This window comes from Nitrospirota bacterium, assembly GCA_040757595.1.
GTDB lineage: Bacteria > Nitrospirota > Nitrospiria > Nitrospirales > Nitrospiraceae > JBFLWP01.
Genome location: JBFLWP010000005.1, coordinates 1 through 22,637, shown reverse-complemented (window position 1 = coordinate 22,637; position 22,637 = coordinate 1). Strand labels below are relative to the sequence as shown.

The window sequence follows — 22,637 nt, the reverse complement described above, 5'->3', positions numbered from 1 at the left end:
CGGGTCACAACTGGAATTGGGCCTCGTACAGGCTCATATAGAGCCCGCCGCTGGCCAGCAGCTCCTCGTGGGCACCCTCCTCGACGATCCGTCCGCGCGCGATGACGACGATCCGGTCCACGTCATGCAACGTCGAAAGCCGGTGCGCGATGATGAAAGTCGTGCGTCCCCTGGTGAGCTCGTGCAGCGCCTCCCGGATCCTGACTTCGGTTTCGGTGTCGATGTTGGAGGTCGCTTCGTCGAAGATCACGATGGGAGGATTCTTCAGCAGCACACGCGCGATGGACACCCGCTGCTTCTGGCCGACCGAGAGCTTGACGCCGCGTTCGCCGATCCAGGTGTCGTAGCCGTCAGGCAGCTCCGTGATGAACTCGTGCGCCCGGGCGGCCCGGGCGGCCTCCTCGATCCGGGCTTGATCGGCCGTCAGGTCTCCGTAGGCGAGGTTCTCGCGGACGGTGCCGTTGAACAGGAACGGCTCCTGCTGCACCAAGCCGATCTGGCTGCGGAGAAAGGCCAGGGGCAGGTCCCGCACGTCATGCCCGTCGATCGTGACCGCGCCGGCTTGCACGTCGTAGAACCGCATCAGCAGCTTGAGCATCGTGCTCTTGCCGGCTCCGCTGGGGCCGACCAGCGCGATCCGTTCCCCCGGTTTCACGTCCAACGTGAGACGCCGCAAGATGGGCACGTCCAGCCGATAGTGGAAGGACACGTCGTCGAACCGCACCGCCCCCAGCAGCCGGTCCGCCGGCGGTACGGCCCCAACCCGATCCGCCACCTCCGGCGGCATATCGAGGATCTCGAAGACCCGCTCGCTGGCCGCCAGCGCGTGCTGGAGCATGTGGTTGACCGAGTGGATCTGGTTGATCGGCACGTAGAAGAGGGCCAGGTACGACAGGAACATCACCAGCTCGCCCACGGTGAGCGCCCCCTGCCGGACCTCCCCCGCTCCGTACCACAGGATCAGCACGGTTCCCAGGCTGCCGACGAACATCATGCCGGGCGAATAGTAGGACCAGAGGAACATGGCCTTCAGGTTGCTGTCGCTGTACCGACGGCTCAGGGCGCCGAACCGTTGGCGCTCGTGGGCCTGCCGATTGAACCCCATCGTCTCCCTGATCCCGGAGAGGGCGTCCTGGAGGTAGGCGTTCAACTCGGCCGCGTTCCGTCTGATGGTCTGGTAGTACCGGTGGACCCGCCTGGTGAAGAGCATCGCGCCCAGGACGAGGATCGGGATGGGCAGCAGGGACAAGAGCGCCAGCCTCCAGTTCAGGACGAACAGCATGGCCGTGATCCCGGCCAGGGTCAGCGAAGCGGTGAGGATGCCCTCGAGCCCGTCAATGAAGATCCGCTCGACGTGCTCCGTGTCGCTGGCGACCCGCGACATGATCTCACCGGTCGAGCGGTTCTCGAAGTAGCTGAGCGACAGCCGCTGCAAGGCGGCGAAGACCTCCTCGCGCAGGTCGTGCACGACCCGCTGCTCCAACAGGTTGTTGAACCGGATGCGGAGGGAACCGGCCAGATTTCTGAGCCCGTAGGCCAGCAAGAGGCCGGCGACGACCCAGGGGAGCCAGTCGAACCGGCCGGCCGCAATCACGTCGTCAATGACGATCTTGACGAGCCACGGCGGCACGAGCTCCAGGCCGGTGGTCAGGGCCGCGCACAGCAGCGTGGTCAGAGCGAGCGGACGGTAGGGCGCGAGATAGCGGAGGATGCGGAGTAAAGATTTCACGGAGAATTTTGAGTGTTGGACGTTAAGTTTTGAGTTTCTGCTTCACGACCCACAACTCAAAATTCAAAACTCAACGCTCACAACGCTAAATGACCGCGGCGTGCTCCTTCCGCCAATACTGGTCGAACTCCTCGAGTTGGGTGAGGGTCGAGAGGTCGGTCATCCGGTCGAGGAAGACCTTGCCGATCAGGTGATCCATCTCGTGCTGGACGCAGACTGCATAGAGGCCGGTGGCGTCCAGCTCGAACGGAGCCCCGTGGCGGTCCAGAGCCCGAACCCGGACCATCGAGGGACGGACGACCTTGCCCCGCAGCCCGTCGACGCTCAGGCAGCCCTCCCACATTTCGATCTGGTTGGGACCGTAATACAGGATCTCCGGATTGATGAGCACGGTGGCGGGAAAGCCTCCCTCTCCACGGCACTCCATCACGACGATCTGCTGGGAGCGGGAGACCTGCGGGGCCGCGAGCCCGATCCCCTCCGCCTCGGCCATCGTCTCGAACATGTCGTCGATGAACTGCTGCATCGCCGGGGTCTTGATCTCGGCCGGGGCAACCGACTGCGCGACCCTCCGGAGGACGGGATTGCCGAGCTTTGCAATCGTGAGCAACGCCATCGGTTTGCTTTGGTCGGTCCGTGGAATGATGAGGAGGTTTTATAACACAGGCCGTCGCGGACCGGCAAGGCGGCCCGTCCCGGTCAGAGGGGCTTTCGCGGGCGTCGCGGCTCAGGCAATTCGAAGGTCGCCTGTGCGTCCTTCCACCAGTCGGTCCATTCCTGCGCCCACTCCGCCCGATCCTGCTTCGTCGAGGCCTCCCAGTTGTGCATCTCGGTCTCGTGTCTGGTCAGCAGCCACAGGGAATGGACCGCCGTGACCGCCACGAATTGTTCGTCGTCCGAGATCAGCCCGATCAGCACCGGCACGACGGCTTTCTGCCGCACATAGCGGGCCTCGAAGGCGGCCGTTTTCCTGATCGTGGAGTCCGGATCCTTGGCCATGACTTCGATGGCCGGAGGAGTCAGGGCCGGATTCAGCCGGACGGCCACGCGCAGCGCATGCTCGCGGATCCGCGGCAGTTCTTCCGGCTGCGTCGCCGACTCCAGCAGGCCGGGAACCGCGCTGGGATCCTTGATCATCAACAGGGTCTCGATCGCGTTGTAGCGGATCCTCGGCGCCGGCATCGAGAGGGCCTTGAGCAGCACCGGCACCGCCGGCGTGCCGAGGTGCACGAACTCGCCCATCGCCCAGAACTCCTGCTTGCCCTCCAGCAGGGGCAGCAGCGCCTCCGCCCGCTTGACCTCCTCGGGGCCCAGCGGCTTGTTCAGCGGGGGCACCGCGGTGTCGGGCGCTTCCTGCGCCTTGGGCGGCGCCTCGTACGGCACCTGGGCCGGCGCAGGTTGGATCATTCCGACCCAGACCGCCAGTCCAACGATGACCCCGACGATGCCCCGCACGTTTCAGCCCCTCTGCTTGTCCCTTATCGTTTGCTTCCTGAACTTATCATGCCAGAAACGCCCGCCCGGCGCTAGGCCGTCGGTTGGCTCGTAGGCCCGTCGTCCTCCGCCTCACTTCCCTCCCTACGCATACGGTGGACGAACTGGTAAAGGACCGGCAGGACCATCAGGATCAGAACGGCTGCCGTGAGCATGCCCCCGACCACGACGCGGGCCAGCGGTTGCTGGGATTGGGCGCCGATGCCGGTCGCAACCGCCGCGGGCAGGAGCCCGATCGCGGGTGCGAGCGTAGCCATCAACACGGGGCGCATCCCCACTTCCGTGCTCGTCAAGATCGCGCTCCGCAGGTCGTGCCCCTCAACCATGAGATTGCGAATCCGAACAACGAGAATGAGGGCTCCCTGGACCGCCACACCGAACAAGGATATAAACCCGACAGCCGCAGAGATGCTGAAGCCAGTGCCGGTCAGCATCAACGAAAAGATCCCGCCGATCAAAGCAAACGGCACCGATACCAGCACCAAAGACGCATCCAGGAACGACCGCACAGTCAGGTAGACCAGAAACAGGATGACGACCAGAGTGATCGGAACGATCGTCGTCAGCCGGCGCTTCTCGTCCTGAAGCTGGTCGTACTCGCCGTGCCACTCGACTCGGTACCGTTCGGGAAGGGAGACCTGTGCTTTGATCCGAGCGGCCGCCTCGCGCACCGTGCTCTCCAGATCCCGGCCGCGGACGCTGAATTTGATCGGGATGTACCGTTCGTTGTTCTCCCGATAGATGATGAAGGCCCCGGTCTGCACCGAGATCGTCGCCACCTGCTTGAGCGGAATCCTGGCCCCTTCCGGCGTGCTGACCTGGATGTTCTCGATCGCTTCCCTGTCCTGTCTGAACTCGGGGAGGAAACGGACGACAAGATCGAACCAGCGCTCCCCTTCGAAGACCTTGGTCACCGCCTGGCCGCCGATCGCCGCCTGCACCACCGCGTTCACGTCCGACACGAGCAGCCCGTACCGGGCGCAGGCCTGCCGGTCCACGTGGATCAGGAGGTTAGGCTGCCCCAAGAGGCGGAAAACCCCAAGGTCCCGCACCCCGTGCACCCGTTTCATGACCTTCTCGATTTCGGCAGCCCTGTCTTCCATGAGCTTCAAGTCTGTGCCAAAGAGCTTGATAGAGTTTTCCCCCTTCACGCCGGACATCGCCTCTTGCACATTGTCCTGGATCACCTGCGAGAAGTTGAAGGTGATGCCAGGAATCTTGGCCAGCTCTGCTTCGATCTCCTCGACCAGCTTGTCCTTCGAGACGATCTCCGGCCGCCATTCCTTCTTCGGCTTCAAGTTCACCAGAAATTCGGCGTTGAAGAAGCTCGTCGGGTCGGTCCCGTCGTCCGGTCGGCCGAGCTGAGAGACGACGCCCGTGGCCTCCGGCGTCCGCCGGAAGACGCCGCGAATCTCGTCCGCCAGCCGGTCGGCCTGCTCGAACGAGATGTCCACCGGCATCGTGGCCCGGACCCATAGGTTCCCTTCTTCCAAGTGCGGCATGAACTCTCCGCCCAGGAGCGGGACCGTCACCATCGTAACCGCGAACAGGCCGACGGCCAAGGCGATGACCACAACTTCGTGGTCCAGCGCCCATGTCAGCGCGTGCCGATACACCAGTCGAATCCAGCGCACCACCGGCATTTCCGTTTCGTGCACCGGTCCCGTCAGGAGCAGAGAGCAGAGGGCCGGAGCGAGCGTAAAGGTCATGAGGAGCGCGCCGGCCAGAGCGAGTCCGTAGGTCAGCGACATCGGCGCGAAGATCTTGCCCGGCACGCCGGTCATCGTGAACAGGGGGATGAACGCCACGACGATGATCGTCGTGGCGAAAAAAATCGGCTGGCCGACCTCGCGCACCGCGCGCATGACGTGCATCGGCACGGTGAGCGCAGGGCTGGGTCTGCGAGATAAGTGAAAAAAAACGCTCTCGACCATGAGAAGAGTCGAGTCCACGATGATGCCGAAGTCGATCGCCCCCAGCGAGATCAGGTTGGCCGACTCCCCGAGCATGACCATCATGCTGAACGTGAACAGGAGCGCCATCGGCACCGTGAGCGCGACGATCACGGCCGACCGGAAGTGCCCCAGAAACACGTAGAGGATCACGAAGACCAGGAGGACTCCGCTGATCAGAATGTCCACGACCGTCTCGATCGTGGTGTGGATGAGCACGGTCCGGTCGTAGAAGGTCTTGATCTGGACGCCCTTGGGGAGCCTCCAGGTGTTGAGTTCCTCGACCTTCTGCTTGACCCGCTCCAGCACCGGCAGCGCCTTGGCGCCACGCTGGAGCAGGACCACGCCCTCCACGACGTCGTCCCGATCGTCGAGACCAACCTTGCCGAGCCGAACCCTGTGGCCCACACTGACCCGGCCAAGGTTCCTGACGAAGACCGGCGTCCCTTCCTTCTCGGCCACCTGGATGTTCTCGATGTCGTCCAGGCTGCCAATCAGCCCGACCCCGCGGACGTTGTAGCTCTGGGCGCCAACCGAAAGATAGTTGCCGCCCACGTTCGCGTTGCTGTTGGCCAATGCGGTCATCACCTGCGGCAGGGTCACGCCGTAGCTGATCAGGGCGCCGGGATTCAACTCCACGTGGTATTCCTTCGTCGTGCCGCCGAACGTGGTGACGTCAATAACCCCGGGCACCCGTTTGAGCTGCCGTCGCACGTCCCAGTCCTGGATCGTCTTCAGGTCGGTGAGTGACACGCCGTTTCCGGTCAGCTCGTATCGGTAGATTTCGGCGATGGTCCACCAGGGCGAGATCGTCGGATGCACTTCAGCCGGAAGATCCAGCATGGCGAGACGGTTCAGGACTTCCTGCCGGTCCCGCACATAGTCGGTCCGGAAATCGAAGTAGACCTTGATGTCGCTGAGCCCGAAGATGGACAGGGACCGGATGTCGGTCAGACCCGGCATGCCGGCCAGGCCCAATTCGGTGGGGATCGTGATCAGCCGCTCGATTTCCTCCGCCGAGATCCCCGGAGACTGGGTGATGATCTCGACCATCGGCGGAGACGGGTCGGGATAGGCGACGATGTCGAGAATGTGGAAGGCGTACAGCCCGCCGAACAACAGCATCAGCCCGAGCGCGCAGACGAAAACCCGTTGTTCGAGGGCGAACTCGACGATGCGGGGAATCATTCTGGCGAGGGGTTCCCAGAGCGCGCCGAGGGTCCGGTTCCGGTCTGTCTCATCCCTTGCTTTCCTGCGCCTTGATCAGCACCGCGCCCTTGGTGACGATCCGTTCTCCCGACTGCAGCCCTTCCAGAATCCGTACCTGGTCCGCGGAGGCCACCGCAGTTTTGACCTCCCGCTTGGCGTACCGGCCCGAGTCTTCCACCACGTAGACGAACTCCTTGCCGTCGGCCTCCAGCACGGCCTCTCGCGGAACGGCCAGGAAGGTGGACTCGTCGCTGACCTGGATGTGCAGCCGGGCGAACATCTCGGGCTTGAGCCGCTGCCCGTCGTTGCTCACCCAGGCTCGGACCTTGATCGTCCTCGTGCTGGGATCCACCACGTCGCCCACGGCGGCGATCGCGGCCGGGAACGCGATGCCCGGATAGGCCTCCACGCTGACGGTGGCCACTTGCCCGACCTTGACCAGGCCCAGGTCGCGCTCGTAGACGTCCGCGACCATCTGCAGCTTGTCCAGGTCGGCGACCGTGAACAGGACTTGGGTTGCATCGCCGCCCACCGACTGGCCGGGCGTGACGGTCCGTTCCACCACGGTGCCCGTGAGGGGGCTCTTCATGTCGAACTTGGAGGTGATCTTCTGCTCGGCCAGCGGCTTGTCCAATTCCGCCGCCGACACCCGCAGCGAGAGCAGCCGTTCCTTGGCGCGGCGGAACTCCGCACGAGCCTTGACGAGGTCGTTCTCCGCCTGTTTGTAATCCTTGAACGGCAGGGCCTTCGTCTCGTACAGATCCTTGGCCAGCTCATAGGCCCGGGTGGCGAACTCCAGGTCCGACGCTTCCTTGACGAAATCCGAATAGGCCGCGGTGATGTCCGGGCTGTCGATCACCAGGAGGATATCCCCGGCTTTCACCCGATCCCCCAGCTTCGCCCGCACCTCGATGACCCGGCCCTGGAGGGGCGAGGAGATCTTGGAGTAGCGGTCCTCGCCGTAGGCGATCTTGCCGGCCAGGGCGAGCACGGGCTTCACCTGGCTGGGCGCGACGACCGCCGTCTCGATGCGGGACCGCAGGTCTTTCGGCGCCCCCTGTGCCGGCTTGGCCGCCGGCGTCGCCGCGTTGGACGGGCTGGGCTCCTCGGGGCGGCCGCAGGCCGCGAGGAGCACGCACAAGACGGCGAGCATCACGACCCCTTGCCTCTCGCCTCTCGCCCCTTGTCCCTTCATGACGCAATCTCCCGCCCCACCGCGCTCTCCAGCAGATACACGTTGCGCTGGTAGCCGAAGAGGGCCTCGATGTAGTTCTGCTGGATCGTGCGGGAGGTCCTGGCCGCATCCAGCAGGTCCAGGATCGTCGCCCCGCCGCGCTCGTAGGCCCGCTCCACGATCGTCAGGGTCGCGCGGGCGTCGTCCAGGACGCCGGCCCGATAGGCCTCCACCAGCCGCCGGCTCTGGATCAGGTTGCGATACGCCACGTCCACCTGGCTCTCCACCTGAATCAGCGTCTTCCGGAGGTCCGCCTCCGCCTGTTGGATGGCCACCTCGGCCTGCATGATCCCGCCCTGGTTCCGATTGAACAGCGGAAGCGGGACGCCGAAGTTCAGCATGGCCTGGTTTTGGAGGTCCGGGCCCAAGGCTCCCTGGACGCCGTACCCGGCCCCAATCGTCACGTCGGGATAGCGGTAAGCCTTGGCCAGCTTGAGGTCGGCGAGACGCTGGGATTGCGTCAGGCGCTTGACCCGGATGTCCGGCCTGGCTTCCAGCGCGACGAGCCGCAACGCCACGACGTCGGGCTCCACCCGCTTATACTCCAGTTCCGTGGTCAGAACCAGCTCGGTCAAGGCCGACAGGCCCAACAGCACCCGGAGGTCGGCGCGGGCTGTGTCCGCCTCCTGGATGGACTGGATGACCTGGGACTGGAAGTCCACGACCTGGAGCCGGATGCGGATCAGGTCCACCTCGGCGATGTAGCCCTTCTTGAACCGGATCGTGTTGACCTCCAGGATGCGCGCGAACCGGTCACGGTTCTCCTCCGCCAGCGCCAGCCGCCGCTGCGCCAACTGGACCCGATAGTAGGTGTCCTTGACCGTGAAGGAGAGCTGCCGGATCGCGTCCTCGAACGCCGCCTCCGCCGACATGGTCCCGAACCCGGCGCTCTCGATCCGATAGCCGCGCTTGCCGGCCATCTCGAAGAGCTGCTGCACCATCGTGACGACCTGTCCGCTCCTGGTGATGTTCGACGGCCGGCCGAACTGAGTCCCGATGAACGACCCGATCGTGCCGACGTAGAGGTTGGGGTTCGGAAAGAGCCTCGCGGTGATTTCCTGGCCCTTCGTATAGTCGATCCCGAACTTCGTGATGAGCAGGTCCAGGTTCTGCCGGAGAAAGAGCGCGACGGCTTCGTCCAGGCTGAGGCGCAGCACGGGCGCCGGGGCCACGTCGGGTTTGCCCTCGGCCTTGGCCTCCGGCTTGGCGTCCGACTTGAGAGCGGGCTTGTCCTCCGGGACTGCGGGCGACTCAGCGCTCGACGGGGCCGCTGGAACCAGGATTCCGCCGGCCAGCATGAGCCCCACGCCGGCGAGCCATGCCGATCGGACCATGCCACGATCGGAGGCTCGTCTTCGACTCATCACTCTCCCGCGTCCGCTCATCGTTGCCCGGCCTCTCGGCATCAGACCCGCCGGCCTATGCAGCTTTTGGCGCAAAGAACCGAGCGAATCGAGCCATTATACAGATTTTCCGCAGACCGATAAAACAAGTATTTCCTCGGCCCGCAGACGGAAACGTCGGGCTCGCTCACAGGAGCTTCAATTCGGTCCATGCCCGGTCGTACAGCCGGACGGCTTCTCCGACGTCGCTCATCCATTCAAGCCGGTCCAGACTCGAGTCCGGCGGGTACACCGCCGGATTGTCCCTGAGGCCGGCCCGCACGAGGGCTTTGGCCTTCCGGTTGGAGGAGGCGAACAGAATCCGGTCGGTCGTCCGCGCCGCGACGTTCGCGTCCAGCAGATAGTTGACGAAGCGCATGGCCAGGTCCTTCCTGGGAGAGGTCTTGAGCACCGTGAGGCAGTCGGCCCAAATTGTGCCTCCCTCTTTGGGAATCGCGTATCGGATGCTCGGACGCTCCGCCATCGCGCGGGCCACGGCTCCGCCCCAACCGTGGGCCAGGACGACCTCGCCGGAGGCCAGCAACTGGTCGTAGTTCTCGCTGTTGTAGCTCTTGACCAGCGGCTTCTGGCGCATCAGCTTGGCCTTGGCCCGCTCGATCGCCGCGGGATTCCTGGCGTTGATGGACTCCCCCGTGGAACGCAGGGCGACGGCGAACACCTCCCGCTGGTCGTTCAGCATGCTGATTTTCCCCCGGTAGCGTGAATCCCAGAGAGCTTCCCAACTGTCCGGCGGAGCCGTCACCACGGCCGAATCGTAGCCGATCCCCACGGTGCCCCACAGGTAGGGGATCGAATAGCGGTGGTCCGGATCGAACGGCAGGCGCTGCAGCCGCTCTAACAACAGGCTCGCGTTCGGAATCCTGGTCAAATCCAGCTCGGCCAAGAGCCCCTGTTTGATCATGATCGACACCATGAAATCCGAGGGCACGACCACGTCGTACCCGTCCGCGCCGCTCTGGAGCTTGGCCAGCAGCTCTTCGTTGCTGCCGAAGGTGTCCACCACGACCTTGGCGCCCGCGGTCCGCTCGAACTCCTCGATCAGCTCCCGGTCCACATAGTCCGACCAGGTAAAGTAGTGGAGCGTGGCCGTCCCCGTCTTGGCCCCGCCCTCCGTCCCGTCCTCCTGGCCAGGCTGGCAGGAGAGCAGCAGGAGCGAGCAGAGCCACAGGCAGACGATCGGTTTTCGCGTCATGCACGGAACCGCTTTCTGCCGACGCCTTCAACCGGGTGAGTTGCCCGAAGTTTCCACACCCTCGTCCCCCACGACGCCGCCACGGGCTGCGCAAGCTCAGCCGGCACGAGACAATCGGATTGTGCGAGGGAAGATCGCCGCGTGAGGTCAGGCCGCCGGGGGGGCACGGGTCGTCGCCGAGGAGATCGGTACCGACCGGGAGGCACCGGCGCCCACGGCTTCGAAGAGAAGCCCCCGGTCGAAGAACTGCGCGATCGGACCGGAAAAACAGGAAACAGCCGGCTGGTCGTGGGAGAGAGACGGGCAGGACCGATCCCCTGTCCCGTCAGCTTCGTCCACGTCCAAGAACACGGCCTGCCATGGGGAGGCCTCCAGATCCTGCCCGGGGAGGCTGTCAACGAAGTAGAAGAGGACGAACAGGGCGAAGAAGCAACAGAAGGCCCGGTGCAGCATCAGCCTGGTTGCCTGCCGGTCGTCCATAGCCATCGGCTTGAGGAAGGGAGAATGGTTGCTTGCTATCACACTCATCAGGCCCTGTCAACGTTTCCGTTCCATCCGGAGGCGCCGTGGGGCTCAGCCCGACTTGTGCCATCAGCGACGCTGGAGCGCCAGCGAGACGCCGATCAGCCCCATGGAGAGGAGCACCAGCACGGCCGACAGGGCGTTGATCTCCGGAGACACCCCGGACTTCACCATCGAGTAGACCTTCAAGGGCAGCGTCGTGGAGCCGGGGCCGGCCGTGAAGAACGTCACGATGAAGTCGTCCAGCGAGACCGTGAAGGCCATCAGGACTGCTCCAAGGACGGCCGGCGCGAGGAGCGGGAGCGTGACGCGCCGGAACGCCTGCCACGGGGTCGCGCCGAGGTCGCGCGCCGCCTCTTCGAGCGCCGGGTCCAGCTTCCGCAGCCTGGCCCGGACGATGACCATCACGACCGGCACGTTGAAGGCGGCGTGGCCGATCATCACGGTGGCCAGCCCGAGCGGCAGCTTGACCAGGATGAAGAAGAGCATCAGGGCCACGCCCATCATGATCTCCGGGACGACCAGTGGGAACAGCATCGCGCCCTCCACGAGCCGCTGTCCCCGGAGCGGCAGCCGCTCCAGCCCCACGGCTGCGGACAGGCCCAGCAGCGTCGCGACGACCGTGGAGACCGTCCCCACCGCCAAGCTGTTTCGCACGGCCGCGAGCAGGGCCTCGTCCTGGACCAGCAGCCGGTACCACTCCAGCGTGGCTCCCTGCCAGACGGCGGAGAGGCGGGACCCGTTGAACGAGAACACGATGAGGACCGCGATCGGCGCGTAGAGGAACAGGAGGTCGGCCGCGCTGGCCGCCAACAGCCACCGGTGTCGCCGGCTCATCGCTGCGCCTCCAGGCTGGTCCGGCCCCCATCCATCCTGAAATAGGCCAGCACGCCCAGCAGGACCAGCCCCATCAGGACCAGCGAGATGGCCGAACCGAGCGGCCAGTCGCGCACGACCAGATATTCGTGCTGGATCAGGTTCCCGACCATCATGTTCCGCGCCCCGCCCAGCAGGTCCGGTGTCAGGAACGAGCCCAGGGACGGGATGAAGACCAGGATACAGCCGGCGACCACGCCCGGCCTGGTGAGGGGCAGGATCACCCGCCAGAAGACGGCCCAGGCCGTGGCGTAGAGGTCCCACGCCGCTTCCACCATCGAAGGGGACAGCCGCTCGACGGCCGCGTAGAGCGGAAGAACCATGAACGGGAGGTAGCCGTAGACCAGCCCGATCAGCACGGCCGCGTCCGTGTAAAGGATTTCAAGCGGGCTGCTGACGAGCCCCAGGCTCAGCAGGACGGTGTTCAGCAGCCCCTCGGTCCGGAGCAGGAACATCCAGGCGTAGGTGCGGACCAGAAAATTGGTCCAGAAGGGGATCATGACCAGGAGCAGCCAGACCTGCTGCCGGCGCGGCGGAAGTCTGGCGATGTAGTAAGCCAAGGGAAATCCCAGGACGAGGCACAGGACCGTCGTGGCTGCGGCCAGGGCCAGCGAGCGGGCGAAGATCTTCAGATAGAGCGGATGCGCCGTCTCCGCATAGTTGGCCAGGCTGAAGGTCCATTCCACCCCTCCGTAGGTCCCGCGCGACGCAAAGCTGATCGCCAGCACCAGCAAAACGGGGAAGAAGAAAAAGGCTCCCATCCAGGCCAGGGCCGGGGCTAGAAGCCACGTCCCGGTGACGCGTGACGGGTGACGGGCGAAGAGCCCAACGCGGAGACGCGGGGACGGGGCGATCGCCCCGTCCCCCCCTCGCCCCTTCGCCGCGTCCGTCATGCCACCGTCTCCCCCTCGCCTGCATCCATCATTCGCCGCCTGAAACGCGTCACTCGGTCAGGACCACTCCCTCTCCCGCCCTCCAGCGGACGAAGACCGCCTCGCCCGGCAGGAACTGTTTCTGATCTCCGCCCGCGTTCGGCACCTTGACCTTCCACACGACGGACTCGGCGAGGCTCACCAGGTACTGGATTTCGCTCCCGTTGTAGATCGCTTTGCCGACCCTGGCGGGAACGACGTTCTCGAACCCCCCAACGTTGATCTCGCGGGACAGGTGCACGCGCTCGGGGCGGAGCAGGAGCGTCACTCCGGCCCCGGCTCCGAGGCCGTCGGGCGGCTGCGCCAGGACCGTCACGCTCGGAAGCTCCGGCACCGTCATCCGGCACCAGGGGCCGGACTCGCCAGCCAGCCGTCCGGCGAGACAATTGGACTCCCCGATGAAACCCGCCACGAACGACGTGGCCGGAGCCTCGTAGATCTCCCGGGGAGCCCCGACCTGCACGAGGCGACCGTGGTGCATGACCGCGACCCGATCCGACATCGTGAGCGCTTCTTCCTGGTGATGGGTGACGCAGACGAAGGTGATGCCCACCTGTTCCTGGATCGTCTTCAACTCGACCTGCATCTCCTGACGGAGCTGCTGATCCAGGGCGCCGAGCGGCTCGTCCAGCAGGAGCACGGAGGGGCGGTTGACCAGGGCGCGGGCCAGGGCCACCCGCTGCTGTTCCCCTCCCGAGAGCTGGGCCGGCAGACGGTCCAGCTTGCCGGCCAGCCTGACCGTGTCCAGCGCGGCGGAGACCCGTGCGTGGATTTCGGCCCGGCCGGTCCCCCGCATTTCGAGCCCGAAGGCCACGTTGCGGAACACGCTCAGGTGGGGGAACAGGGCGTACTGCTGAAAGACCAGATTGACCGGCCGCCGGTTCGGCGGAACGTGGCGCATGGACCGGCCCTCGATGAGGATCTCCCCCTCGTCCGGCTCTTCGAAGCCAGCCAGGAGCCGCAACATCGTGGTCTTGCCGGACCCGCTGGGGCCCAGAATGGAAAAGAACTCTCCCCGCCGGACCTCCAGCGAGCAACGGTCCACCGCCACGGTCTGACCGTGTCGCTTGACCACCTCGCGAATTTCGACGCTGGATTCGGCCACCGACTCGCCTCCGGGGAAGAGACCCTATCGCAGCAGCCCGATCCCGGCCCCGGTTGCCCGCGCGCGCTTGCGGACACGGAGCCGGGCCTGATGCTCGCGCAGCAACTCCTTGCGCAGCGCCTCGTGGTCCTCGCCGACGATCCGCACCAGCCGGTCGGCGTCCTCCGCGTGTTTGCGGACCAACTCCGACAGGGTCCGCACTTGACGCTCAAGCCGATCCAATCGCCACAAAACGCTCTTGACCACCGACGGGGCGAGCCCGTCCCGGCGCGCGACCGCCGTCGCGCGCCGCTTCTTCATCACCGGCCCACCGGCCATAGTCCCAACCTCCTTTGCGTGAAGCGCTCACCGGTACCGCGGTAGTATTGTCCGGCGCGTTCTCGCTGTCAATCAGGCCCGCGCGCTCCCCCCTTCTTCCTTCCCATTTCCCCGCGGCCCTGTTACAATTCGGTGCCATGCGGAACATCCTGACGATGATCCTGGCCGGGGGCAAGGGCGAACGGCTGTACCCGCTCACACAGCACCGGGCCAAGCCGGCCGTGCCTTTCGGGGGCAAGTACCGGATCATTGATTTCACCCTCAGCAACTGCATCAACTCCGGGCTCCGGCAGATCGCGGTGCTGATCCAGTACAAGTCCCACTCGCTGGACCGGCACATCCGCGTCGGCTGGGACATCCTGAACCCCGAGCTCGGCGAGTTCATCGCCTCGATCCCTCCCCAGCAGCGGATCAGCGAGGACTGGTACAGGGGCACCGCCGACGCGGTCTACCAGAACCTGTTCCTGCTGGAGAACGAGCCGCCGGAATTCCTCCTGGTCCTGGCCGGCGACCACATCTACAAGATGAACTACGCCGACATGTACGACTTCCTGCTCGCCAAGCAGGCCGACGCGGTGGTGGGCGCCCTGGAGTTTCCGCTGGAGGAGGCCAGCCGGTTCGGCGTGCTCGGGGTGGACGAGGACTGCCGGATCGTCCGGTTCGACGAGAAGCCGGCCGCTCCGATGCCGCTCCCCGGCGATCCGGCCCATGCGTTCGTCTCGATGGGCATCTACCTGTTCCGCACCGAGGTCATCCGCAAGCACCTCGTCGAGGACGCGCAGCGGGAGACCCTGCACGACTTCGGCCGGAACATCGTGCCGCGCATGATCCAGCAGAGCCGGGTCTACGCCTTCAAGTTCCAGGACGAAAACAAGAAGGCGGTGAAGTACTGGCGGGATATCGGGACCCTGGACGCCTATTGGGAGGCCAACATGGATCTGGTCGCGGTGGACCCGCTCTTCAACCTCTACGACCAGAACTGGCCGATCCGTACTTACCAGGGCCAATTCCCGCCCGCCAAGTTCGTCTTCGCTCAGGATTTCCAGGGCGGGCGGATGGGCGTGGCCCTGGACTCGATCGTCTGCGGCGGCTGCATCATCTCGGGCGGCCGCGTGCAGAACTCCGTGCTGTCCCCGAACGTCCGGGTCGAGGACCACGCCGAGGTCCGCGAGTCGATCGTCATGGAGAGCGTCCACATCGGCGAGCACGCGCGCATCCGGCGCGCGATCATCGACAAAGAAGTGATCATCCCCCCCAAGACCGAGATCGGCTACGACCTGGAGGCCGATCGAAGCCGCTTTACGGTCACCGAGTCCGGTCTCGTGGTCATTTCTAAAGGAATGAAACTGAATGCCTCCGTCCATTCATCCGGTTGACCTGGTCGGTGCGCTCCGCCACAAGAACCTCACCCCAGCCATCGTGTTCCTGACGTCGCGGCGCGCCTGTGACGACGCCATCCAGGCCTTCCAGCGCAGCCACGTCGCGCTGCAGCCGGAGCGGCAGGAAGCCATCGCTTCGGTGCTCAAGGACCTGACCGCGCAGTTCCCCAGCATCGCGGAGCACCCGCTCCAGGCCACCGTCCAGCGCACCGGGGTCGCCGCCCACCACGCGGGCCACCTTCCTTCCTGGAAGATCGCGATCGAGGAACTGATGCGACAGGGTTGTCTGGACGCGGTCTTCGCCACGACGACCCTGGCCGCCGGCGTGGACTTCCCCGCCCGGACAGTCGTGCTCACCCAGTCAAGCGTGCGCAAGACCCGGGACTTCACGGACCTCACGGTCAGCGAAGTGCAGCAGTTGGCAGGCCGGGCCGGTCGGCGCGGGAAGGACCTGGTCGGCTTCGCGGTGGTGACCCCGTCCCCCTACATCGACCTGACCGTGATCACGAAGGGGCTGACCGGTCAGCCCGAGCCCATCGACAGCCAGTTCGTCATCACCTACCCGATGGTCCTGAACCTGCTGAAGGCCCACCCGCTGGACCAAATCCAGGCGATCCTGGCGAAAAGCTTTGCGCAGTTCCAGCTCAACCGCCGGGCGGAGGCGCTGGAGCGCAAGCTCGACGCCCTGCACGTCCAGATGGAGCCCTACGGACCCCGGGTCTGCACCGACTGGGTCACCCAGTGGCAGGTCTTCGACCATGCCAGAAAGCAGAAGGCGCACCGGCTGCACAGCCGCCACGCGGGACCCCGGCCGAAGGAGTCGCCGGAAGTCGCGGCCCGCCTGCCTTTCCTCTCGCCGGGCCGCGTCGTGGGCCTGCCCAAGGGGCGAGGGATCGTGCTCCGCCAGTACCGGAGCCGGGGACAGCGGAGCCCCATGGTCACGGTGCTGCGCCCGACCGGTGCGGTCACCGAATGCCCCGCCAGCCAGGTCGCCCAGGTCTTCGACCGGACCTTCGACGTGGTCGAAGCGCCGGCCTATCCCTGGTGTACGCCCGAGAGTCTGGACGAACTTCTCCGGCAGTCGGCGGAGCTGCCTGCCCGGCTGCCCGCGCTCCCCACCGTGATCCAGCCGGAGCCGGAGGCGACCGAGATCGCACAGACGCTGACCGACGAGTTTCCCTGCCCGAGCTGTCCGTCCCGGCCCGCCTGCCAGAAAGACCATGCGGCGGCCCTGCGCTTGCGCCAGGACATCCAGCGACACACGAAAATGGTCCACTCGCTCCGCACCGGCCTCTGGCACCAGTTCCAGGAGAAAGCCGAAGCCCTGCAGGAGTTCGGCTACCTCACCCAGACCTTCCATCTGACCGAGGAGGGAGAATGGGCGCGGCTGATCCGCATTGACCATTCGCTCCTGATCACCGAGCTGATCCGCGCCGACGCCTTCAGCGGCATCGAGCCCCAGGTCCTGGCCGGCATCCTGGCCAGCATCGCCCACGACGACGACCGGCCCGGCTCGTTCCCACGGAGCAGTCCCGGCCTGGCCTCGCTCATGGGACAGGCGCGGAGGCTGGCCGAGTCCCTGGCCCCCTACGAGGATCCGCCGCTCCTGCGGGGGGACGTGGCGGCCCTGACCGAACGCTGGGTGGGCGATCCCGCCGTGACCTGGATCGGCCTCTGCCGGACGACCACGATGGCGGAGGGGGACATCTACCGCCTGTTGGCGCGGACGCTCGAGTACCTCTCGCAGGTCCACACCCTGCAGGGCACCCACCCGGGCCTGGCCGACACGGCCAGCCGGGCCATGAAGGCCCTGCGCCGGGGAGTCCTTGAAGAACTGCCGTGACGGGGGCACCCCTTGCATTCTTCAGAGCAATGGGTCCCGGTGACGCGTGACGAGTCACGAGGGTTATGACCACTGATGAACTCGAAAAACTGCTCGCCGAACAGCCGGTCAGCCGGCTGCATCGGCTGGCCCACGGACGGGTACACCGGCACTTCCGCTTGGGCAAGCGGCGGCTGATCGAGGCCCTGCTCCGACACACGGCGGAGAACCGGGCCGGCCTGGAGTCGGATTTGACGGCCCTGATCGAGGAAGGGGCCAAGAAGCCACAGCCAGCCGCCCGAGAGGGCAAGCCCAGGCCTCCGGCCCCCGGCTCTTCGCATGTCAATCAGTCGGAGAAGCACCGGGGCCACGGGGAGAAGGAGCCGGCTGAGCCGGCGCCGGACCTCTCGGCCTTTTTGGAAGGCATCGGGGTCCCGCCTCCCCGCCCCTTCATACCGGACGCCTGGCAGGAGGAGGCCCTGGGCCACTTGGCCACGACGGACGTGATCGTCAGCGTGCCGACCGGCAGCGGCAAGACCTACGTGGCGGTCGAGGCCGCGCGACGGGCCATCGAGGCGGAGGAGACCGTGATCTACACCTCGCCCCTCAAGGCCCTCTCGAACACCAAGTACACGGAGTTTTCGCGGCTGTTCGGAGCCGACCAGGTGGGCATTCTCACGGGCGATCGGAAGGACAACCAGCAGGCCCCACTCCTGATCATGACCACGGAGATCCTGCGGAACCTGCTCTACGACGCGGCGGGCGGCGAGATTGACGTGCGGCTGGACACGCTCGGCCTCGTCATCATGGACGAATCCCAGTACCTGGCCGATCCGGAGCGGGGAGTCGTCTGGGAGGAAACGATCATCTTCTGTCCGACCCAGGCCCGGCTCCTGTTGCTGTCGGCGTCCATCGGCAACCCGCAGGACATCGCCGACTGGCTGACCAGCATCAGACCCACGCCCTGCCACCTGGTCCGGCACCACCGTCGCTCGGTGCCGCTCCGCGCCGGCTATCTCCACCCCAACGGCAAGCTGGCCCCGCTCTTCCGCTCCGTGGGGATTCCGCACAGTCCCCACTTCCCGCTCCACCCGGAAACCAAGCGCCTGTTTTCCCAGTACGAGGAAGAGACGCTGCGCCCCAGCCGGTGAAGAACTGTGATAGGTGATCAGTGATGGGTGATGAGTTCTGACTGTAATCGGAACCCAGTTCTCTTTAACCCATCACGCATCACCCTTCACCCATCACGCGGCTTCCCCTCCAGCATCCGCCGGTAGAGGCCGGCGTAGGCCCGCGCCGATTTGGCCCAGGAGACGTCCGTCTCCATCCCGGCCCGTATCAACTTCAGCCACCGGTCACGGTCCGCATAGACGAGCAGGGCCAGCTCAACCGCTTCCCGCAGCGAGTCCGGAGTCGCATCCTGAAACTGGAAGCCGGTGGCTGGCCCCTCCGAACCGGTCCCGGCTCCATAGGGCACGACCGTATCGGCCAACCCGCCGGTGCGGCGGACGACGGGGACGGTCCCGTAACGGAGGCTGGCCAACTGGGTCAGCCCGCAGGGCTCGTAGCGGGACGGCATGAGGAACAGGTCGGCTCCCGCCTCGATCCGGTGCGCCAGGCCCTCGTCGAACCCGATGCGCAGGCCGAGCTGCTTGGGGAACCGGTCGCGCAGGGCGCGGAATTGTGCCTCCAGCGCCGGCTCGCCCGTCCCCAGGAGCACGAGCTGCAGATCCCGGTTCATCAGGGCCGGCAGGGCCTCGGCCAGCAGGTCGAGCCCCTTCTGCCAGGAAAGCCGGGAGACGATCCCGACGAGGGGCACGTCCCGGACCGGCAGGCTCATCTCCCGCTGCAGCGCCTCCTTGCAGGTCCGCTTACCGGAGAGGTCCCGCGGCGAGTAGCGGGCCGGCAGGTGCGGATCGGTCGCCGGGTTCCACTGGTCCACGTCGATCCCGTTCACGATGCCGACCACCCGGTCCCTCCGCTCCAGCACCACCCCCTCCAGGCCGAACCCGAGCTCCGCCGTCTGGATCTCCCGGCTGTAGGTCGGGCTGACGGTCGTGAGCCAGTCGGCTGAGACCAACCCGCCCTTGAGCAGGTTGAGCTGTCCGTAGAACTCCAGCCATTGCGGCGTGAACCACTCCCAGCCGAGCCCGGTCTTGGGATAGGCCGAGGCGGGAAAGAGGCCCTGGTAGCCCATGTTGTGGACGGTGAACAGGCTGCGCAGCTTCGCGAGCGCCGGCTGGCCCGCGTAGAGCGTCCGCCGGTACACGGGAACGAGCGCCGTCTGCCAGTCGTGCGCGTGCAGGAGGTCCGGCGTCCATCCCCCCCCGTCCGCCTCGCCCCCCTCGCCTTCCCCGCGTGACAAGAGAGGGACCAGCTCCATCACCGCCTGGCAGAAAAAGGCGAAACGGTCCAGGTTGTCGGGATAATCCGATCCGGCCTCCCCATAGAGCCCAGCCCGGTTGAAATAGTGGTCATGGCGGATCGCCAGCACCGGCACGTCGCAGCCCGGCATCACGCTCCGCTCGATCACGGCGGGAACCGGACCGGCCGGACCGGGCACCTCGATCCGCTTCCATTCCCGGAAGCCGTACCGGTCTCCAATCGTTCCATACCGTGGAATCACCAACCGGACCTGATGGCCTAGGTTGGCCAATTCGCGCGGCAGGGCCCCCGCTACGTCGGCCAGCCCGCCCGTCTTGGCGAAGGGCACGGCCTCCGAGGAGACCATCAAGACCTTGCAGGACCGTTCAGCCATTGAGGCACGGATCATCAAGGGCAGGTTGTGGGGCTAACGCGGCGTGAGGGATCGCTCGACATCCGTATGAAATTGCGACTCTCGTTGCCACTGTTTTCCCAGAGCCCGGATCTTCTCCGCGGACATCCTGCTGCGATAGACCAGCCGGTCGTCGAGGAACCCGACGACCTCGCCACGTTGCTCATAGGCCAGGAAGTACCCATCCCCCGCCATCGCCACGTCCTCCGAATTGGGCGGAGCCTCCCCGGTCGGCACCAGGAATCGCGGAATGTAGTTGCCGTCCTCGACCGCAAAGAACTGGGTCGTGGCCCGATACTCGTAAGTCGGAGGCCCCCAGGCTTCCAGAAAGGCGCGGCTGCTCAACCGATGGAGGCGCAGATCGTTCCGCTGGACCATCGCCCTCTGCTCGTCCGCGGACGGGAGCGGCTTGAGATGAGGGGGAATCAGATGGCACGAGACGGCAAACAGGGAAAGGAAGATGAGGGCCGGTCCGACTGGCCTGCCCATTCGTCTCACAGAAGCCGCCGGCTCCTGGGCTGTTCCGGCTTCACCGGCACGCACGAGTCGCACTGGCAGTGGCGGCGGAGGAAGGTGAAGGAGTAGATGCCCGAATCGTGCCCGTCGCTGAAGGCGAACTTGAGCGCGTACCGGCCGACCGCCTCGATGTCCTGCACGGCGATGAACATCGGAACGTCATCCGGCTTGAGGCGCAGCTCCCCGGTCCACTCATCGGTGCAGGCGGCGCAGGGACAATGTTGCCGCAGGTAGCGGACCGGATAGATGCCCTTGTGTCCGTCCGACCACTCGATCCCGAGCAGGCCCTTGTCCAGCCAGGCCATGTCCCGGGGCTCGAGGGCTGTCACACGCTCGTCACTCGTCACCCGTCACTCGTTATTTGTTCCGTGGAGCCAGCGCCTGGTAGAGCCCATAGCTCATTGCGGCGATGCCCGCGACCACCAGCGCCAGTCCTGACCGGAGCAGCGACGGCTGGGCCTCGGTCAGCCCGTAGATCCCCAGCAGGAATCCCGCCGCGAGGAAGCCTTTGCCGACGAAGCGCGCCATGGGTGGACTGTAGCAGATGAGCATCCCTCCGACAAGCCCGGCTCTATTCTCGCAGACTCTGCCACGCGGGGATAACATTGCTTCAGCCGGCTCAGGCATGGTAGAAGCTTCACCGGGACCGCTTCCCCGCAGACGAGGGTACGAGATGCAGAAAGAGGCCCTTCGCTATCTTCACAACGCCAGAGATCTGCTCAAGCAGGTACCAATCGAGGACGACATCTACCTTGACCGGAAGCCAGTTCGTGAAGCGCTGGGCACGGCGTATCTCGCCGTGCTGGAGGCCATTAATCAGGGACTCTTGAAGCGAGGAGTTCCCGAACGGGCGCTCCCTCAATCCGTGGATGGCTACCGCCGTGCCCTGCAAAAGTACCTGGCGATCCATAACGGCAGGCTGCTCCGGGAGTTCAACAACCTTTACGACACCCTCCACACTGCCGGCTACTACCGCGGACTGCTGTACAACGCAAACATCGTGAAGGATGCGCTGAAGGCGGCGCGCATGTTTGTCGAGAAAGTGGGTTAGCGTTGGAGACTCAGACCGATCGGCCTGTGCGCGACGGCAGAGTCTTTGCGCTGTAGCATCTGACGAGGTCGTCCCGGCCAGGTACTGGCAAAATTTGAGCCGCTCGGTGCCATAATCGGTACAACGAACCCGGATGGAATTCTGCGGAGCAGACGGTGAAGCTCCAGATAAGCAGGCTCGGTGACGATGCCCTCGGCCTCGTCTTCCGGGAATTGACGCCCGACGATCGGGCCAGCCTCCAGGCCAAGCTGGACTCCGCCTTTCGGCAGTATCGCGCCTATCAGGCCTATTTCGACCGACATCCGGTGCGGCTCTGGTTGCGACAGAGAGGCTGGATCACCGATCTCTACCCGCCGGCCCTCGCCTATGCCCTCGCGCACGAGCACGAGTTCAGCGTGGACCCGATTGACCTGACCAGAGAGCCCTGAGCGCCAGGCCCGTGGCGCAGACGCAGCACACGAACCGTCACTCCGGTCCCGGGAGCCCTGTCGCGGTCACGAACTCGAAATGTCAGACTTGACCGGCGCCCCAGTCAGCACCGGCTTGCTCTTTCAACTGTTCCCCCCTACAATGTGGCACACGTAGCCACCCGGTGATTCTCCCCTTAGAGCGAGTCGAGCCGTTCTGAGGAGAGCCGGTGCGACCATCCGATGAGGCATGTGAGGTCTCCTATGAGCACGGCCATCACCAAAGAAAAAATCCTTCAAGCCCTCCGGCCACTGCCCGACGAGACCACTGTTGAAGAGGCCATCGAACGCCTGTGTTTTCTCGCCAAAGTCGAAGAAGGCCTTCGACAGTCGGACCGAGGCGAGACCGTCTCGCATGAGGAGGCAACACGGCGCTTGACCGCATGAGACGGATCATCTGGACGCGCCGGGCCATCGAAGACACGCAAGCCATCAAAACCTTCATCGAGCGAGACTCGCCATACGCCGCCGATCTGGTCGTCAAGCGCATCGTCGCAGCCGTCGAACAACTCCCGGCCTTTCCTGAGTCGGGCCGCATCGTGCCCGAATATCAGGAGCCGACCCTGCGCGAGATCATTCGCCCACCCTATCGCATCGTCTATCGTCTGCGGCAGGAAGAGGTTCACGTCATTACGGTCCATCACGCAGCACGCCTGCTGC

23 protein-coding genes are annotated in these 22,637 nt (G+C 65.5%); 7 read left to right on the top strand and 16 right to left on the bottom strand.

The genetic code is table 11. The features are described from left to right. Positions 1 to 4: 4 nt before the first annotated feature. The 12 genes from AB1411_06400 to AB1411_06345 form a co-directional block, all read right to left on the bottom strand. A complete protein-coding gene (locus tag AB1411_06400; GenBank protein ID MEW6543227.1) occupies positions 5 to 1,729 on the bottom strand; it encodes an ABC transporter ATP-binding protein in 1,725 nt (574 codons plus the stop codon). Positions 1,730 to 1,814: 85 nt separating this feature from the next. Then, positions 1,815 to 2,345, bottom strand: coding sequence for a peptide deformylase (gene def / locus AB1411_06395; protein MEW6543226.1), 531 nt, complete (start codon positions 2,343 to 2,345; stop codon positions 1,815 to 1,817). 83 nt (positions 2,346 to 2,428) lie between these two features. Further along, positions 2,429 to 3,184 (bottom strand): HEAT repeat domain-containing protein, encoded by a 756-nt coding sequence (locus AB1411_06390; protein ID MEW6543225.1) that lies wholly within the window; start codon positions 3,182 to 3,184, stop codon positions 2,429 to 2,431. A gap of 71 nt (positions 3,185 to 3,255) precedes the next feature. Beyond that, entirely contained in the window at positions 3,256 to 6,363 is a 3,108-nt protein-coding gene (locus tag AB1411_06385) for a CusA/CzcA family heavy metal efflux RND transporter (GenBank protein ID MEW6543224.1), read from the bottom strand. Between the two features lie 49 nt (positions 6,364 to 6,412). Next, positions 6,413 to 7,537 (bottom strand): efflux RND transporter periplasmic adaptor subunit, encoded by a 1,125-nt coding sequence (locus AB1411_06380; protein MEW6543223.1) that lies wholly within the window; start codon positions 7,535 to 7,537, stop codon positions 6,413 to 6,415. A gap of 38 nt (positions 7,538 to 7,575) precedes the next feature. Beyond that, complete coding sequence (locus AB1411_06375; GenBank protein ID MEW6543222.1) at positions 7,576 to 8,952, bottom strand: TolC family protein; 1,377 nt, start codon at positions 8,950 to 8,952, stop codon at positions 7,576 to 7,578. 196 nt (positions 8,953 to 9,148) lie between these two features. Beyond that, on the bottom strand, positions 9,149 to 10,213 hold the full coding sequence (locus tag AB1411_06370) for a spermidine/putrescine ABC transporter substrate-binding protein (GenBank protein ID MEW6543221.1): 1,065 nt from the start codon (positions 10,211 to 10,213) through the stop codon (positions 9,149 to 9,151). A gap of 147 nt (positions 10,214 to 10,360) precedes the next feature. Then, positions 10,361 to 10,741 carry a hypothetical protein gene (locus AB1411_06365; GenBank protein MEW6543220.1) on the bottom strand — a complete coding sequence of 127 codons (381 nt, stop codon included), beginning with the start codon at positions 10,739 to 10,741 and terminating at the stop codon, positions 10,361 to 10,363. Positions 10,742 to 10,804: 63 nt separating this feature from the next. Continuing rightward, positions 10,805 to 11,572, bottom strand: coding sequence for an ABC transporter permease (locus tag AB1411_06360; GenBank protein MEW6543219.1), 768 nt, complete (start codon positions 11,570 to 11,572; stop codon positions 10,805 to 10,807). Further along, complete coding sequence (locus AB1411_06355; GenBank protein ID MEW6543218.1) at positions 11,569 to 12,504, bottom strand: ABC transporter permease; 936 nt, start codon at positions 12,502 to 12,504, stop codon at positions 11,569 to 11,571. Before AB1411_06355 ends, AB1411_06360 begins: the two co-directional genes overlap by 4 nt. Before the next feature lie 49 nt (positions 12,505 to 12,553). Continuing rightward, positions 12,554 to 13,648, bottom strand: a complete 1,095-nt coding sequence (locus AB1411_06350) for an ABC transporter ATP-binding protein (GenBank protein MEW6543217.1) — start codon at positions 13,646 to 13,648, stop codon at positions 12,554 to 12,556. Between the two features lie 24 nt (positions 13,649 to 13,672). Next, a complete protein-coding gene (locus AB1411_06345; GenBank protein ID MEW6543216.1) occupies positions 13,673 to 13,966 on the bottom strand; it encodes a hypothetical protein in 294 nt (97 codons plus the stop codon). A gap of 137 nt (positions 13,967 to 14,103) precedes the next feature. On the opposite strand from AB1411_06345, the gene glgC reads away from it, so the two are divergent. The 3 genes from glgC (at position 14,104) to AB1411_06330 (ending at position 18,318) form a co-directional block, all read left to right on the top strand. Next, the gene (glgC, locus tag AB1411_06340) at positions 14,104 to 15,342 is read left to right on the top strand and encodes a glucose-1-phosphate adenylyltransferase (GenBank protein MEW6543215.1); all 1,239 of its coding nucleotides are present in this window, start codon (positions 14,104 to 14,106) and stop codon (positions 15,340 to 15,342) included. Next, the gene (locus AB1411_06335; protein MEW6543214.1) at positions 15,317 to 17,188 is read left to right on the top strand and encodes a hypothetical protein; all 1,872 of its coding nucleotides are present in this window, start codon (positions 15,317 to 15,319) and stop codon (positions 17,186 to 17,188) included. The genes glgC and AB1411_06335 overlap by 26 nt, the downstream gene beginning before the upstream one ends. 65 nt (positions 17,189 to 17,253) lie before the next feature. Further along, a complete protein-coding gene (locus AB1411_06330) occupies positions 17,254 to 18,318 on the top strand; it encodes a DEAD/DEAH box helicase (GenBank protein ID MEW6543213.1) in 1,065 nt (354 codons plus the stop codon). Between the two features lie 86 nt (positions 18,319 to 18,404). On the opposite strand, the gene glgA is transcribed toward AB1411_06330, so the two are convergent. Genes glgA through AB1411_06310 form a run of 4 tightly spaced genes read right to left on the bottom strand, consistent with a single transcriptional unit; the run spans position 18,405 to position 20,987 of the window. After that, a complete protein-coding gene (glgA, locus tag AB1411_06325) occupies positions 18,405 to 19,925 on the bottom strand; it encodes a glycogen synthase GlgA (GenBank protein MEW6543212.1) in 1,521 nt (506 codons plus the stop codon). Between the two features lie 33 nt (positions 19,926 to 19,958). Further along, positions 19,959 to 20,432: a hypothetical protein gene (locus AB1411_06320; protein MEW6543211.1), complete on the bottom strand. Its 474-nt coding sequence runs from the start codon at positions 20,430 to 20,432 to the stop codon at positions 19,959 to 19,961. A gap of 5 nt (positions 20,433 to 20,437) precedes the next feature. Beyond that, entirely contained in the window at positions 20,438 to 20,788 is a 351-nt protein-coding gene (locus AB1411_06315) for a DUF971 domain-containing protein (GenBank protein ID MEW6543210.1), read from the bottom strand. Between the two features lie 28 nt (positions 20,789 to 20,816). Continuing rightward, entirely contained in the window at positions 20,817 to 20,987 is a 171-nt protein-coding gene (locus tag AB1411_06310; GenBank protein MEW6543209.1) for a hypothetical protein, read from the bottom strand. A gap of 145 nt (positions 20,988 to 21,132) precedes the next feature. Here AB1411_06310 and AB1411_06305 point away from each other — a divergent pair, with 145 nt between their 5' ends. The 4 genes from AB1411_06305 to AB1411_06290 all read left to right on the top strand — a co-directional run. Continuing rightward, complete coding sequence (locus tag AB1411_06305) at positions 21,133 to 21,510, top strand: DUF5618 family protein (GenBank protein ID MEW6543208.1); 378 nt, start codon at positions 21,133 to 21,135, stop codon at positions 21,508 to 21,510. Positions 21,511 to 21,665: 155 nt separating this feature from the next. Continuing rightward, on the top strand, positions 21,666 to 21,938 hold the full coding sequence (locus tag AB1411_06300; protein MEW6543207.1) for a hypothetical protein: 273 nt from the start codon (positions 21,666 to 21,668) through the stop codon (positions 21,936 to 21,938). Positions 21,939 to 22,181: 243 nt separating this feature from the next. After that, positions 22,182 to 22,364 carry a hypothetical protein gene (locus tag AB1411_06295; GenBank protein MEW6543206.1) on the top strand — a complete coding sequence of 61 codons (183 nt, stop codon included), beginning with the start codon at positions 22,182 to 22,184 and terminating at the stop codon, positions 22,362 to 22,364. Then, a partial coding sequence (locus tag AB1411_06290; protein MEW6543205.1) for a type II toxin-antitoxin system RelE/ParE family toxin occupies positions 22,361 to 22,637 on the top strand: 277 nt, incomplete at its 3' end. The genes AB1411_06295 and AB1411_06290, both read left to right, overlap by 4 nt.

What these genes read in the sequence shown, in the direction of transcription:
- def (MEW6543226.1), bottom strand. Translation starts at nt 2,345, where the DNA reads ATGGCGTTGCTCACGATTGCAAAGCTCGGCAATCCCGTCCTCCGGAGG.
- AB1411_06370 (MEW6543221.1), bottom strand. Translation starts at nt 10,213, where the DNA reads ATGACGCGAAAACCGATCGTCTGCCTGTGGCTCTGCTCGCTCCTGCTG.
- AB1411_06295 (MEW6543206.1), top strand. Translation starts at nt 22,182, where the DNA reads ATGAGCACGGCCATCACCAAAGAAAAAATCCTTCAAGCCCTCCGGCCA.
- AB1411_06310 (MEW6543209.1), bottom strand. Translation starts at nt 20,987, where the DNA reads ATGGCGCGCTTCGTCGGCAAAGGCTTCCTCGCGGCGGGATTCCTGCTG.
- AB1411_06375 (MEW6543222.1), bottom strand. Translation starts at nt 8,952, where the DNA reads ATGGTCCGATCGGCATGGCTCGCCGGCGTGGGGCTCATGCTGGCCGGC.
- AB1411_06365 (MEW6543220.1), bottom strand. Translation starts at nt 10,741, where the DNA reads ATGAGTGTGATAGCAAGCAACCATTCTCCCTTCCTCAAGCCGATGGCT.
- AB1411_06335 (MEW6543214.1), top strand. Translation starts at nt 15,317, where the DNA reads ATGCCTCCGTCCATTCATCCGGTTGACCTGGTCGGTGCGCTCCGCCAC.
- glgC (MEW6543215.1), top strand. Translation starts at nt 14,104, where the DNA reads ATGCGGAACATCCTGACGATGATCCTGGCCGGGGGCAAGGGCGAACGG.
- AB1411_06330 (MEW6543213.1), top strand. Translation starts at nt 17,254, where the DNA reads ATGACCACTGATGAACTCGAAAAACTGCTCGCCGAACAGCCGGTCAGC.
- AB1411_06320 (MEW6543211.1), bottom strand. Translation starts at nt 20,432, where the DNA reads ATGGGCAGGCCAGTCGGACCGGCCCTCATCTTCCTTTCCCTGTTTGCC.
- AB1411_06360 (MEW6543219.1), bottom strand. Translation starts at nt 11,572, where the DNA reads ATGAGCCGGCGACACCGGTGGCTGTTGGCGGCCAGCGCGGCCGACCTC.
- AB1411_06305 (MEW6543208.1), top strand. Translation starts at nt 21,133, where the DNA reads ATGCAGAAAGAGGCCCTTCGCTATCTTCACAACGCCAGAGATCTGCTC.
- AB1411_06355 (MEW6543218.1), bottom strand. Translation starts at nt 12,504, where the DNA reads ATGACGGACGCGGCGAAGGGGCGAGGGGGGGACGGGGCGATCGCCCCG.
- AB1411_06345 (MEW6543216.1), bottom strand. Translation starts at nt 13,966, where the DNA reads ATGGCCGGTGGGCCGGTGATGAAGAAGCGGCGCGCGACGGCGGTCGCG.
- glgA (MEW6543212.1), bottom strand. Translation starts at nt 19,925, where the DNA reads ATGGCTGAACGGTCCTGCAAGGTCTTGATGGTCTCCTCGGAGGCCGTG.
- AB1411_06385 (MEW6543224.1), bottom strand. Translation starts at nt 6,363, where the DNA reads ATGATTCCCCGCATCGTCGAGTTCGCCCTCGAACAACGGGTTTTCGTC.
- AB1411_06380 (MEW6543223.1), bottom strand. Translation starts at nt 7,537, where the DNA reads ATGCTCGCCGTCTTGTGCGTGCTCCTCGCGGCCTGCGGCCGCCCCGAG.